The sequence below is a fragment of the Oleispirillum naphthae genome, from assembly GCA_027864655.1.
In the GTDB taxonomy this organism is placed as follows: Bacteria; Pseudomonadota; Alphaproteobacteria; order Rhodospirillales; family Rhodospirillaceae; genus Oleispirillum; species Oleispirillum naphthae.
Genome location: JAQAZG010000012.1, coordinates 1 through 12201, shown reverse-complemented (window position 1 = coordinate 12201; position 12201 = coordinate 1). Strand labels below are relative to the sequence as shown.

Below are 12201 nucleotides of genomic sequence, written 5' to 3'. Positions count from 1 at the left end.
CAGCGCAACGGGCAGCATCATGTGCCCTGCACCGCGCCCAATTACTGGCCGCACACCTTCCCCCAGTCGAGAGCATTTCCAAGTTCTGCGACGGCATACCATGGGCCGCAGGCGCGTTCCAGAAAATTCTACGCTAGTTGGCGCAGAATCATGCTTTAGAATGAGTAAATCGTGGTGCAAGCTCCACACGAAACACGACATTCCGTAGATCGTTTCGAAACCGTTTCTTATAAGTAATCCACGAAATCTTAATTATGAGTAAAAGTGAAAACGAAAGCCCCATAGGAAAATCTATCCGCCGAGGACAAAAGAGAGGGTGAAACCGTCGTGCCCTTTCGCTCCGACAGTCTGCAACGCCGTCGAAATCAACCTCTTTTCCGTCCCCAGGGCGGAGATGAAACCGCGCACGCCGCGCACGTTCGCATCTTCGCTTGCGGCATCCGTCACCTTGCCGTCGCGCACCACGTTGTCGCCGACGATCAGCCCGCCGACGCGCGCAAGCCGCAGCGCCCACGACAAGTAGGCCGGGTTGTTGGGCTTGTCGGCATCGATGAACACCAGGTCGAAGGGGCCGGTCCCCTCCTCCGCGAGGCGCGGCAGGCTGTCGAGCGCCGCGCCGACGCGGATATCCACCACTTCGCCCAGCCCGACGCGGACCACGTTGGCGCGCGCCAGCCGCGCCCGCCCGCCGTCGGCCTCCAGCGACACCAGAAGGCCGTCCGCGGGCAGCGCGCGGGCGAGCCAGATGGTGGAATAGCCCCCGAGCGCGCCGATCTCCAGGATGCGCCGCGCCCCGAGCGCGCGCGCCAGGATGTGCAGGAAGCAGCCCTGGTTGGCCGCCACCGCGTGCGGCGGCAGCCCTGCCTCCGCGCTCGCCGTGAGCGCGGCGGAAAGCGCCGCATCGGGCGGCAGCAGGTGGGCTTCGAAATAGGCGTCCACCGCGGACCATATGTCCTGCGTCATCGCAACCTTCCCCCTTTGGATCGCACGCAGCGGTTATGGCGCAGCCACGATGACAAAATAAGTGAAGGTTCGAAGACGATGCGGGTTCAGCCGAGCACGGTGTCGAGCACCATCATCAGGGCGAAGCCGCCCATCAGGCCGACGGTGGCGGGAGTCTGGTGGCCGTTGCGGTGGGTCTCGGGGATCACCTCGTGGGAAACCACGAACAGCATCGCCCCGGCGGCGAGCCCCAGCCCGATGGGATAGGCCATGGCGAAGCCGCTGGACAGCCCGACGCCGAGAAGCGCGCCGATCGGCTCCACCGCGCCGCTGCCGATGCCCGCAAGCGCCGCGGTGCGGGCGGAGAACCCGGCGCTGCGCATCGCCAACGCCACGGCGAGGCCCTCCGGAATGTCCTGGATGGCGATGGCGGTGGTCAGCGGCACGCCGACCGCCATGTCGGCATGGGAGAAGCCGACGCCGATCGCCATGCCTTCCGGCAGGTTGTGCAGCACGATGGCGAAGACGAACAGCCAGACGCGGCCGAGGCGCTCGTAGCCCGGCCCCTGCGGCCCCAGGGTCTCGTGCTCGTGGGGGGTGAACTCCTCCAGCCCGAGCATCAGCACCACGCCGAGCCCCATGCCGAGCACCACGATCCCGGCGGCGGAAAGCGGCGCGCCGGAGATCTCCTGCGCCGCCGCGAGGCCGGGCAGGATGAGGGAGAAGGAACTCGCCGCCAGCATCATCCCGGCGGCGAAGCCGAGCTGGGTGTCCTCCAGCTTCTGCGGCATGCTGCGCACCACCACCACCGGAATCGCCCCGGCGGCGGTGGCGGCGAAGGCCGCCATGCCGCCCGAAAGCGCAAGCCAGGTGGCCTCCGGCGCATCGCCGAGGAAGATGTGCACGATGCTCTGCGCCAGCAGGAACAGCACCGCAAGCGACGAGGCGGCAAGCCCCGCCACGGTGAACGGCCGTTTCCGCGCATGGCGGCGCGCCGCATCCATCCAGGATGCGGGGGCCGGACGTTGGGATATGCTGCTTTCGATGGTTCCGTCCTCCCCTCTCGCCGCGGCCTCCCGCGGTCCCGGCCCCGCCAGTTTGGACCGATTCCGGCAAAACGCCAAGGGGCTACACGCCCCTCGTCCGGTGTGCTTATATGTAGACAAGAAAACAGGAAAAAGGCGTTTTCCCATGGCCAACACCGGCAAGATCGTTCTCCTCGGCGCGGGCGGCGCGGCGTTCACCGTCAGCCTCTTCCAGGACCTCGTCGCCGAGGGCGGTTTCTCGGGCTGCACCCTCACCCTGGTCGATACCAATAAGGAAAGCCTCGACCGCATGGCGGGCTTGGCGCGCCACCTCTTCGCCGCCGCGGACGCGGGCATCGCGGTGGAGGCCACCACCGACCGCCGCGCCGCGCTCGACGGCGCGGGCTTCGTCGTCAACGCCGCGGCGATCGACCGCAACCGCCTGTGGCGGCAGGACTTCGCGGTGCCGAAGAAGCACGGCATCCGCCACACCCTGGGCGAGAACGGCGGCCCCGGCGGCCTGTTCTTCACCCTGCGCACCATGCCCCTGGTGTTCGACTTCGCCCGCGACATCGAGGAGATCTGCCCCGGCGCACAGTTCATCAACCTCTCCAATCCGGAGAGCCGCCTCGTCCTCGGGCTGTCGAAATACACCAGGGTGAAGTCCCTCGGCCTGTGCCACGGCATCTTCCTCGCACGCTGGTTCATCTGCCAAATTCTCGGCATTCCGGAGCCGGAGGTGGAGTTGTGGGGCGCGGGGCTCAATCACTTCCAATGGGTGATGCACCTGCGCGAAAAGGCCTCGGGCCGCGACCTCTATCCCCTGCTGCGGGAAAAGGAAGCCGCCCACGACCCCTCCTTCACGCCGCTCGCGCGCACCCTCTTCCGCAGCTTCGGGCTGTGGCCGACGTGCAGCGACGACCACACCGGCGAATACCTCGCCTACGGCTGGGAAGGCGGCGAGGAAGGCTTCGACTTCGACGGCGACGAGAAAGGCCGCGAAGGCTTCAAGACCCTGATCGACGAGGTGGTCGCCAAGACCAAACCGATCCCCGAGGACTGGTTCAAGCACTCCTGGGGCGAGCGCGCGGTGCAGGTGATCGGCGGCATCCTCCACAACCGCCACACCTTCATCGAAAGCGGTGTGGTCTACAACCGGGGAGCCATCCCCAACCTGCCCGGCGACCTCGCCGTCGAGGTGCCGGTGGTGGCGGACGCCGCGGGCGTCCACCCGGTTTCCCTCGGCCCGCTGCCCGAGGCCGCGGCCAAGCTGCTGATGCAACAGGCGAGCGTGCAGCAGATCGCGGTGGAAGCGGCGGTGCATGGCTCCAAGGATCTCGCCCTGCAAGCCCTCCTCCTCGACCCGGTGATCAACTCCACCGACGCGGCCAAGGCGATCCTCGACGAACTGTGGGAACTCAACAAACCCTACATCCGCCCCTGCATCTGACTTTTCCGCAAACCGCCGCGCCAGTATCCGGCGCGGCGGCGCGTATCTCCCGGAGTATCCCCACTCGGAGGCCGCGAGATGACCGCCCCCACCCTCGTCGTGATGACGCCGCGCCACAGCGGCGAAGCCGGACCGCCGCCGCCCTTCCCCGCCGCCATGGCGCAGGAACAGACCGCCACCCTGATCGCCCACTGGCGCGCCCACGGCTGGCCGGTGGCGCGCATCGGGGCCGACCGTCCGGCCCAGGGCTGGCCGACGCCGCTCACCACACTGCATGACGAAATCCGCCGCGACCAGAACGGCCCCATCGTGCTCGCCGGCGCGCTCTCGGGCACCGCGCTGATGTTCGCCGCGGAAATCGCCCGCCAGTTCGGCCTCACCGTCTACGTGCCGGAGGAAAGCCTCAGCGCCCTCGGCGTCGGCATGGCGGAAACCCGCGCGGCGCGCGCCATGAACGCCCGCATCCTGCCGATCCGCGACCTCTTCGCCGAAATCCGCGACGCCGCGGTCGCGGTGGTGTGAAAAATAAAACTTCGCGGGGGGACCGAGTCCCCCCGCGAAGTTTTTGTGTTAGTGGGCGTGGCCGCCGCCGCAGGCGCCGTCCGGGGTGAATTCCGGCAGTTTGCCCGCGGCCCAGGCCGCGGCGACTTCGCCGACGGTTTCGATCCCGGCGCAGGAGAACACCCGCAGCCCGACCTCGCCGCAACCGAGCAGCGGCCTGCGGCCGATCCCGGCGACGGCGAGCGCGGTGGCGCCGGATTCGATCAGGCGCAGCACCGGCTCCATGCAGCTGTCGTGCTCGGCCTGGGGCAGCGCGTCGATGCCTTGGACCTCCCCGTTTTCCAGGCGCAGCAGCGCGAAGCCGCCGCAATGGCCGAAGTGCGGCGAGACCGGGGCGTCGAGGCCGCCGGGCGCGTCGGTGGGAATGGCGAGACAGTCGTTCATCGGGATACTCCTCTCAAGGCATGGCCGCACAGGGCCTCCCAGGCCCCATGCAGCGCGGGTGCGGTTTCCGGCAGGTCGAGCAGCGAGCGCCCCTCGACCAGGGCCCGCATCGCGCCTTCGGCGAAGGGCAGGCGGGCGAGAACGGGCAGGCCGCGCGATGCGGCCAGGTCTTCGATTTCGGCGGCGCGCGCGGGGGCGAGGTCCGCCTTGTTGATGATGATTCCGGCAGGCCGGTCGAAGTGCGCGCAGAGGTCGGCGGCGCGCACCAGGTCGGCGAGGCCGGAGGGCGTGGGCTCGGTGACCAGCACGACGAAGCCGGTGCCGCCCACGGCGCTGATCGCCGGGCAGCCGATGCCGGGCGGTCCGTCGCCGAGAATCAGCGGAATGCCGCGTTCCGCGGCGAGGCGCGCCGCCTCCTGGCGGAGAAGCGCGATGAGCTTGCCGGAGTTCTCCTGCCCCGGGTCGAGGCGGGCGTGCATCATCGGGCCGTAGCCGGTTTCGGAGCGGAACCAGGAACCGCAGATGCGCGGCTGCATGGTCACCGCGCCGGAGGGGCAGAAGTGGGCGCACACGCCGCAGCCCTCGCAGCGGTCGGGGTCGAGCACGACGCCGTCCGCGTCCTCGGAAAAGGCGTCGAAACGGCACCAGGTGACGCACAGGCCGCAGGAGCGGCAGCGCACCGTATCGAGGTGGGCGACGACGCCGGATTCGAAGACGTGGCTTTCCTTGACCTCGGGGCGCAGCAAGAGCGGCAGGTCCGAGGCATCGACGTCGAGGTCGCAGATCACCGCGCGCTCGGCAAGGCGGGCGAAGGCGGCGGAGACCGAGGTCTTCCCGGTGCCGCCCTTGCCGCTGAGGATGGTGATTTCAAATGCCGCCATGACACGCCTCCCGCATCTTCTCCCCCGCCCCCAGGGCGCGCACCCGCGACACCAGGCCGGCAAACGCGGCGCGCGCCGCGGCGGAGACCGCATCGGCGGGCACGCCGCGCGCATAGGCCGCCGCCATCGCGCGGTCGAAGGGCAGGCGCGCCAGCACCGGCAGGCGGTGCGCCGCGCACCAGTCTTCCACCGCCGCATCGCCCGCCGCGCCGCCCCCTCCGGCACGGTTGACAACCACGCCCGTGGGCACGCCCAGGCCCGCGAAGCCCTGCCAGGCGAGGTCCAGATCGTGCAGCCCGAAGGGCGTCGGCTCGCAGACCAGGACGATCGCGTCGGCGGGGCGCACCGCTTCCATCACCGGACAGGAAACGCCGGGCGGCGCGTCGAGAATGGCGTCGCCGCCGCCCGCGGCCAGCATCTCCTGCAACCGCCGCGTCACCGCGCGGATCAACGGCGGGCTCATCGCCTCGCCGACCCGCATCTCCCCGGCGAGGTAGCCGAAACGCTCTCCTTGCGGCGCGGCGGCGCTGCCCCAGCGCATCTCGCCGAGCAGCCGCCGCCCCGGCGCGAACACCGCCTCGGGGCAGACCGCGAAGCACCCGCCGCAGGCGTGGCACATCTCCGGGAAGACCACGGGAAAGTCGCCGAACGCCAGCACCGCCTTGAAGGCGCAGATATCGCCGCAGGCGCCGCAACCGGTGCAGCGCTCGGGATGCGCCACTTCCGGCACCGTCAGCGCGGCGTCCTCGCGCCCGGTCACCTCGGGCGCGAGGAAGAGGTGCAGGTTCGGCGCTTCGACATCGAGATCGACGGCGATGCGCCGTGTCGGCCACAGCCGGGCGAGAGCCGCCGCAACCGTGGTCTTACCGGTGCCCCCCTTGCCGCTGGCCACCGCGAGGATCATCCCCGCGCGGCCTTGTCCAGCGCTGCGGCGACGCTCATCCCGTCGCAGCCTTCCACCACGCGCACCCCGGCCGCGGCGAGCGCGGCGGAGGCCTTTGGCCCGACGCGCCCGGTGAGCACGGTTTTCGCCCCGGCGCGCACCACCGCCTCGGCGGCGGCGAGCCCCGCGCCGTGGCCCATGGCGTCGGCGGCGGCGTTGTCGAGGTGCCCGGCGAGCGCGCCTTCCCCGTCCACCAGCACGAACCCGGCGGCGCGGCCGAAGCGCGCATCCACCGCCGCGTCCAGGCCGTCGCCGAGGGCGGAGACCGCGGTCAGCCCGCCGTCCGGCGGCGGCAGCGGTGCACCGCCGCGCCGCGCGCCGAACCCCCGGCCCTGCCCGGCCGCCCGGCCACCTTGGCCGCCCCTGCCCGGTCCGCCGCCATGGCGCGGACCCGTTCCGTCACGATTGGGCATCGTCATCCTCCTCTTCCTGAAATTCCGGCGCATCGGCCAGCGGCACCGCCGCGCCCGCGCGCCCGCAATGGCCGCGCCGCCGCCGCAGGCCGCGTCCGCGGCCTCCTCCCACGGGAGGCAGCGCGTTCTCCCCCGTTCCCTGCGCCGCCGGCGCCACCGCGCCGCCTTCGATGCGGATCGCCCAGCCGCGGCTCAGCGCGGTGGCGGTGGTGGCGCGCGCCGACGCCAGCAGACGCGAGAACGTCGGCCGGGAAATCCCCATCATCTCGGCGGCGGCGGCATGCTCCAGCCCTTCCGCATCGGCCAGGCGCAGGGCCTCCAGGCCGTCCACGCCGAGCGTCAGTCCCTGGAGGTCGCGCATCGGCACGCCCTGAGGCTTGAAGAAGCGTACGGAGATCTCTCCGTGCACGGTGCGGTATTTGCAGGGTCGCGGCATGGCGGCCTCCGTTATGAACCTATGTTCATAACTAGCATCGCCCTCGCCACGACTCAAGGGAAATGAGCATACGTTCATAACTGCGGCAGGCACGAAAAACCCCGGGGGCGGAACCTCCGGGGCTTTCCGCGCGGCGCGCCGCTCAGAAATAGGCGGCGAGGTTGCGGCGGATGCGGTCCTTCACCGGCTCGTCCGACGCCGGGGCCTCGAAGCTCTTGCCGGTCACCGCCTCGTAGAGCGCGATGTAGCGGCGCGAGAAGTCCACCAGGGTGTCGTCGGGGATCGCCGGGATCGGGTCCTTGTAGGGGTCGCAGCGCGCCGCGATCCACAGGCGCAGGAACTCCTTGTCCAGGCTGTCCGGCTCCTCCCACGCGGCATGGCGCACGGCGTAGGTGTCCGCCTTCCAGTAGCGGCTGGAATCCGGGGTGAGGATTTCGTCGGCCAGGGTGATCCGCCCCTTGGCGTCGGTGCCGAACTCGAACTTGGTGTCCACCAGGATCAGGCCGTTCTCCGCCGCTATGGCGCGGCCGCGGGCGAACAGGGCAAGCGCGGTTTCCGCCACCTCGTCCCACTGCGCCTGGGAGAGCAGCCCCTGGGAGACGATCTCCGCCGGAGTGATCGGGTGGTCGTGGGAGCCTGCGGTCATCCCCTTGGTGGTGGGGGTGATGATGGTGGCGGAGAGCTGGTCGTTCTTCGCCATGCCGTCGGGGAAGGGGATGCCGTAGAGGACGCGCTTGCCCGCCTTGTACATCGTCCAGACCGCGGTGTCGGTGGAGCCGGTAAGATAGTCGCGCACCACCACCTCGACCGGCAGCATGTCGAGCTTGCGGCCGACCACGACGTTGGGGTCCGGATAGTCGAGGACGTGATTGGGGCAGATGTCCGCCGTCTTCTCGAACCAGAAACGCGCCGTCTGGGTCAGCACCTGCCCCTTGAACGGCACCGCCGCCAGCACCTGGTCGAAGGCGCTCTGCCGGTCGGTGGAGATGAGGATGCGCCGTCCGTCCGGCAGGTCGTAGTTCTCCCGCACCTTGCCCTTGTAATAGTTGGGCAATTGGGGGAAGTGGGCTTCGGTCAGCACCGCGGGAATGGCGGCGCGCAAAATGTCCTCGGAAAGCATGGATCGCCCCTCTTCTGGTTCGTCCCGCCGTTATCGCACCTCCGCCCCTCAGCGGCAAGCGCAACCCCGGGCCGCCGATTTCTCCCGCCGCGGGGGAGGCTGTTGCCCCTCCTTGCGGAGCGGCGTATGCTTCCTTTCGCGTCGACTGTCCACATGGCAGGGGGAAAGCCGGAAAGCCGCCGCAACCGCCGGGACCCCGCGTCCCGGAGGGTGTGGTGGTTTGGGCCGGGGAATTTCCCCGGCTCGTATCCGAGCCGGGGCGGAACTCGCCCGCGCTTCCCCATAACGCCTTGAAACGACGGTATAAGTAGTAAAAATGGGTAGTCGAGGCATCCCTGGGGACGGCGTCGGAAAACCGTACGACGAGATCATCGGGCACAAAGTGTCTCGGGGGATAGCTGTGGTCACGAGCCTCCTTCTCAAGACGTTCGCCAAGTCCCTGTATGCGAAGCTGCTGCTGATGTCGCTGCTCATCGTCTCGGTGCCGACGGCGATGACCAGCTACACCCTCTACCGCCAGGCGCGCGAAGCCCGCATCGAGGAAAAGATCGACAAGCTCTTCGGACTGGCGCGTCTCCTCGACGACCACCTCGGCCCCGGCGGCTTCGAGGGGCTGCTCGCCCACTACCACGGTGCCCCCGGCGACAAGGCCGCCAAGGTCGCCTTCCTCAACCGCAAGCTCGCGGGCTTCACCGATGCGGTGGCGCGCGCCAACCCCGGCATCGGCGTCGGCTACTACAGCCGGTCGCTGGACGCGATGATCACCTACGGCCCGAGCGCGGAATACGGCAACACCGTGGGCCGGCCGATCCCCCCCTCCCATCCGGGACGCGAGGTGATGGCGCGCAACCGGCCCGAGGTCAAAACCGGCCTTCTGGTGCGCGGCTCGATCATGAACGCGATGTGGCCGATCCGGCGCCGTGGAGAGGCCGTGGGCTACATCTGGTCGAACGAACTCACCGACGACATCGAGCGCCAGATCCGCGCGCGCGACCACATCATGCTGTCGGTCACCATCGTCGGCATCGCCTTCGGCATCGCGCTGGCGCACATCATGTCGTCCAAGCTCGCCCGCGACGTGATGCTGATCAAGAACGGCCTCTCGCGCATGCAGTACGACCTCGCCCAGCCGATCCGCCAGCCCTCCGGCGAGATCGGCGAGATCGTGGTGTCGATCAACGCGATGGCCAAAAGCCTGCTCGAGGAGCGTTCCCTCAACGAGAACATCCTCAACAGCATCGCCGACGGCGTGGTCGCCATCGACGAAGAGCGGCGGGTGACCGCGATCAACCCCGCGGCGGCGCGGATGATGGGCTGCCGCGCGGAGGAAGTGATCGGCCGGTCCTACCACACCCTCTTCGTCGCCGAGGCGCACTTCACCAGCATGCTGCTCGACACCCTGGAGACCGGCCGCGAACACGTGGGCATGACCTACGACTTTCCGGCGCACGACCAGACCTTCCTGGTCAACGCCAGCAGCAGCCTGCTCAACGACGCCTCGGGCAACACCATCGGCGCGGTGGTGGTGCTCAAGGACCTCACCGAGCAGCAGCGCCTGCACAAGCAGATCATGCGCGCCGACCGTCTCGCCGGCCTCGGCGAGCTGATGGCCGGGGTGGCGCACGAAATCCGCAACCCGCTCACCTCGATCCGCGGCTTCATGCAGCACCTCTCGGCGAGCGACAGCATCGAGGAGTGGCGGCGCTACGCCCCCCTCATCGTCGCCCAGGTGGACAACCTCAACAAGATCATCACCGAGCTTCTGCGCTTCGGCCGCCAGCGCCCGCCCTCGATCGGGCCGGTGCGGCTCAACAACCTGATCCGCGAGATCATCGTGCTCGCGGGCAAGGAGCCCAAGGCCAACATCGTCCTCGACCTCCACGACGGCCTGCCGGTGATCGAGGCGGACGGCGAGGCCCTCGGCCAGGTGCTGCTCAACCTCATCATCAACGCCGGCCAGGCGATGGACGACAGCGGCGAGATCACCATCTCCACCATCGCGCCCAACGCCGACGAGGTGGTGGTGACGGTGGCCGACACCGGCGCCGGAATCGCGCCGGAGAACCTCGAAAAGGTGTTCGACCCGTTCTTCTCCACCAAACCCACCGGCACCGGCCTGGGGCTCGCCATGGTGCACCGCATCGTGGATGCCCACTACGGCACGGTGACGATCGAAAGCACGCTGGGCGAAGGCACGCGCGTCACCCTGCACCTGCCGATTCTGCACCGCGCCCCCGGGAGGCTGTCATGAGTTACCATCCGCTCCGCGCCCTGGTGGTGGACGACGACGAGGGCATCCGCGAACTCTTGTCCGCGGTGCTCTCCAAGGAGGGCTTCGAGGTGACCACCGCGTGCGACGGCGCGCAGGCGGTGGAAAAGTTCGAACCCGAGCGCACCACCATCGTGCTGATGGACATCCGCATGCCGAAGATGAGCGGGCTCCAGGCGCTCTCGGAAATCCGCCAGCTCGACCGCTCCGCCGCGATCATCCTGATGACCGCCTTCGCCGAGGTGGAGGCCGCGGTGCAGGCGATCAAGAGCGGCGCCTTCGACTACATCATCAAGCCGTTCGACATCGCCGAGGTGCTGCTGCTGGTGGAGCGCGCGCTCGAACTGCGCACCATGCGCAACGACATCGCCGCGCTGCGCCTGGAACTGTCGGAGAGCTTCCGCCACGAGCGCATCCTCACCAACAACCCGCAGATGATCGAGCTGACCCAGACCATAGAAAAGGTCGCGCGCAGCACCGCCACGGTGCTGATCACCGGGGAAAGCGGCACCGGCAAGGAGCTGGTCGCCGCGGCGATCCACTACAACAGCCCGCGCAGCAAGGGGCCGTTCATCAAGCTCAACTGCGCGGCGGTGCCCGAGGGGCTGTTGGAGAGCGAACTGTTCGGCCACGAAAAGGGAGCCTTCACCGGCGCGCTGATGCAGCGGCGCGGCCGCTTCGAGCAGGCGGAAGGCGGCACCCTCTTCCTCGACGAGATCGGCGACATCCCGCCGAGCTTCCAGGTTAAGCTGTTGCGGGTGCTGCAGGAGCGGGAGTTCGAGCGCGTCGGCGGCACCCAACTCATCCACGCCGACGTGCGGGTGATCGTCGCCACCAACCGCAACCTCGAGGAGATGGTCCGCCAGGGCACCTTCCGCCAGGACCTCTACTTCCGCCTCAACGTGGTGATGCTCAAGCCCTTGCCCCTGCGCGACCGGCCGGAGGATATTCCCCTGCTCGCCGAGTTCTTCCTGCGCAAGTTCGCCGCGGAGAACCAGATCGAGGTCACCGGCTTCGACGACCGCACCATGGAATGCCTGCTGCGCTATCCCTGGCCGGGCAACATCCGCGAGCTTTCCAACGCGGTGGAACGGGCGGTGGTGATGAGCACCGGACGGCTGATCTTCATCGAGGACATGCCGGAGCGCATCGCCCGCGCCGTGCCGAGCGGCGGCGACGAGGCGGCGGGTAACGGACAGATCCCCCTGAAGGAAATGATCCGCCAGCACGAAGCCAAGGTGGTCGCCGAGGCGCTCGCCCGCAACGACGGCAATCGCGTGCGCACCGCCCAGGAGTTGCAGATCAGCCGCCGCTCCCTGCTCTACAAGCTTCTCGACTACGGCATCGGCTGAGACCGGCCGGCCACCCTTTGGGGTGCGCAATATCTTGCGCACCCGTTCCCCGAAGTTGCGCACTTCGCCCGGTCTCAACGACCGGATTCTGCTGCTTTTAATCATTCAAGAAGCGCGAAAAGCGCAGGATTCCTGCATTTCCTTCTCCCATCCCTTCGGGTAGCCCGGTGGCATAGCCATTGCAAGCCGGAAAGCATTCGCCGTGCGTGCGGCGCCCTGGGGCGAACGGGTCCCCCCGGCGATGCCGCGGCGCGGCTGCGACGACCGGCTTCGGCGGTTCCGGGGGCGGTATCCGCATCCCGAGAATCGCCTCCGCACCAGGGCCCGCAAAAACCGACAGGGGGATAGAATGACGAACAAGGTCATATCCTACGAAGGGGCGGTGGGCCTCATTCCGGACGGCGCGGTTGTGATGATCGGCGGTT

Annotated in this window: 12 protein-coding genes; 4 read left to right on the top strand and 8 right to left on the bottom strand. The window is 68.8% G+C overall.

Annotated elements, in window-relative coordinates; genetic code table 11:
• Nucleotides 1–291: 291 nt before the first annotated feature.
• Together O7R11_RS12575 and O7R11_RS12570 are read right to left on the bottom strand one after the other, a co-directional pair.
• Nucleotides 292–963 (bottom strand): O-methyltransferase, encoded by a 672-nt coding sequence (locus tag O7R11_RS12575; protein ID WP_337997877.1) that lies wholly within the window; start codon nucleotides 961–963, stop codon nucleotides 292–294.
• A gap of 86 nt (nucleotides 964–1049) precedes the next feature.
• Complete coding sequence (locus O7R11_RS12570; RefSeq protein ID WP_337997876.1) at nucleotides 1050–1946, bottom strand: ZIP family metal transporter; 897 nt, start codon at nucleotides 1944–1946, stop codon at nucleotides 1050–1052.
• Between the two features lie 187 nt (nucleotides 1947–2133).
• On the opposite strand from O7R11_RS12570, the gene O7R11_RS12565 reads away from it, so the two are divergent.
• Both O7R11_RS12565 and O7R11_RS12560 read left to right on the top strand, forming a co-directional pair.
• On the top strand, nucleotides 2134–3417 hold the full coding sequence (locus O7R11_RS12565; protein ID WP_337997875.1) for a family 4 glycosyl hydrolase: 1284 nt from the start codon (nucleotides 2134–2136) through the stop codon (nucleotides 3415–3417).
• Between the two features lie 78 nt (nucleotides 3418–3495).
• Nucleotides 3496–3939 carry a hypothetical protein gene (locus O7R11_RS12560; RefSeq protein WP_337997874.1) on the top strand — a complete coding sequence of 148 codons (444 nt, stop codon included), beginning with the start codon at nucleotides 3496–3498 and terminating at the stop codon, nucleotides 3937–3939.
• Nucleotides 3940–3987: 48 nt separating this feature from the next.
• On the opposite strand, the gene O7R11_RS12555 is transcribed toward O7R11_RS12560, so the two are convergent.
• The 6 genes from O7R11_RS12555 to O7R11_RS12530 form a co-directional block, all read right to left on the bottom strand.
• On the bottom strand, nucleotides 3988–4362 hold the full coding sequence (locus tag O7R11_RS12555) for a NifB/NifX family molybdenum-iron cluster-binding protein (RefSeq protein WP_337997873.1): 375 nt from the start codon (nucleotides 4360–4362) through the stop codon (nucleotides 3988–3990).
• Nucleotides 4359–5243, bottom strand: coding sequence for an ATP-binding protein (locus O7R11_RS12550; protein WP_337997872.1), 885 nt, complete (start codon nucleotides 5241–5243; stop codon nucleotides 4359–4361). Before O7R11_RS12550 ends, O7R11_RS12555 begins: the two co-directional genes overlap by 4 nt.
• Nucleotides 5230–6147, bottom strand: coding sequence for an ATP-binding protein (locus tag O7R11_RS12545; RefSeq protein ID WP_337997871.1), 918 nt, complete (start codon nucleotides 6145–6147; stop codon nucleotides 5230–5232). The genes O7R11_RS12550 and O7R11_RS12545 overlap by 14 nt, the downstream gene beginning before the upstream one ends.
• Nucleotides 6144–6599 (bottom strand): NifB/NifX family molybdenum-iron cluster-binding protein, encoded by a 456-nt coding sequence (locus tag O7R11_RS12540; RefSeq protein WP_337997870.1) that lies wholly within the window; start codon nucleotides 6597–6599, stop codon nucleotides 6144–6146. Before O7R11_RS12540 ends, O7R11_RS12545 begins: the two co-directional genes overlap by 4 nt.
• Complete coding sequence (locus O7R11_RS12535; RefSeq protein WP_337997869.1) at nucleotides 6586–7035, bottom strand: DUF134 domain-containing protein; 450 nt, start codon at nucleotides 7033–7035, stop codon at nucleotides 6586–6588. The genes O7R11_RS12540 and O7R11_RS12535 overlap by 14 nt, the downstream gene beginning before the upstream one ends.
• 142 nt (nucleotides 7036–7177) lie before the next feature.
• Nucleotides 7178–8155: a phosphoribosylaminoimidazolesuccinocarboxamide synthase gene (locus O7R11_RS12530; protein WP_337997868.1), complete on the bottom strand. Its 978-nt coding sequence runs from the start codon at nucleotides 8153–8155 to the stop codon at nucleotides 7178–7180.
• Between the two features lie 400 nt (nucleotides 8156–8555).
• On the opposite strand from O7R11_RS12530, the gene atoS reads away from it, so the two are divergent.
• Nucleotides 8556–10406: a two-component system sensor histidine kinase AtoS gene (atoS, locus tag O7R11_RS12525; RefSeq protein ID WP_337997867.1), complete on the top strand. Its 1851-nt coding sequence runs from the start codon at nucleotides 8556–8558 to the stop codon at nucleotides 10404–10406.
• Nucleotides 10403–11776, top strand: coding sequence for an acetoacetate metabolism transcriptional regulator AtoC (gene atoC / locus O7R11_RS12520; RefSeq protein WP_337997866.1), 1374 nt, complete (start codon nucleotides 10403–10405; stop codon nucleotides 11774–11776). Before atoS ends, atoC begins: the two co-directional genes overlap by 4 nt.
• Nucleotides 11777–12201: the final 425 nt, after the last annotated feature.

Excerpts from the sequence above, each read along its gene's own strand:
- O7R11_RS12575 (WP_337997877.1), bottom strand. The coding sequence starts at position 963 with ATGACGCAGGACATATGGTCCGCGGTGGACGCCTATTTCGAAGCCCAC.
- O7R11_RS12570 (WP_337997876.1), bottom strand. The coding sequence starts at position 1,946 with ATGGATGCGGCGCGCCGCCATGCGCGGAAACGGCCGTTCACCGTGGCG.
- O7R11_RS12565 (WP_337997875.1), top strand. The coding sequence starts at position 2,134 with ATGGCCAACACCGGCAAGATCGTTCTCCTCGGCGCGGGCGGCGCGGCG.
- O7R11_RS12560 (WP_337997874.1), top strand. The coding sequence starts at position 3,496 with ATGACCGCCCCCACCCTCGTCGTGATGACGCCGCGCCACAGCGGCGAA.
- O7R11_RS12555 (WP_337997873.1), bottom strand. The coding sequence starts at position 4,362 with ATGAACGACTGTCTCGCCATTCCCACCGACGCGCCCGGCGGCCTCGAC.
- O7R11_RS12550 (WP_337997872.1), bottom strand. The coding sequence starts at position 5,243 with ATGGCGGCATTTGAAATCACCATCCTCAGCGGCAAGGGCGGCACCGGG.
- O7R11_RS12545 (WP_337997871.1), bottom strand. The coding sequence starts at position 6,147 with ATGATCCTCGCGGTGGCCAGCGGCAAGGGGGGCACCGGTAAGACCACG.
- O7R11_RS12540 (WP_337997870.1), bottom strand. The coding sequence starts at position 6,599 with ATGCCCAATCGTGACGGAACGGGTCCGCGCCATGGCGGCGGACCGGGC.
- O7R11_RS12535 (WP_337997869.1), bottom strand. The coding sequence starts at position 7,035 with ATGCCGCGACCCTGCAAATACCGCACCGTGCACGGAGAGATCTCCGTA.
- O7R11_RS12530 (WP_337997868.1), bottom strand. The coding sequence starts at position 8,155 with ATGCTTTCCGAGGACATTTTGCGCGCCGCCATTCCCGCGGTGCTGACC.
- atoC (WP_337997866.1), top strand. The coding sequence starts at position 10,403 with ATGAGTTACCATCCGCTCCGCGCCCTGGTGGTGGACGACGACGAGGGC.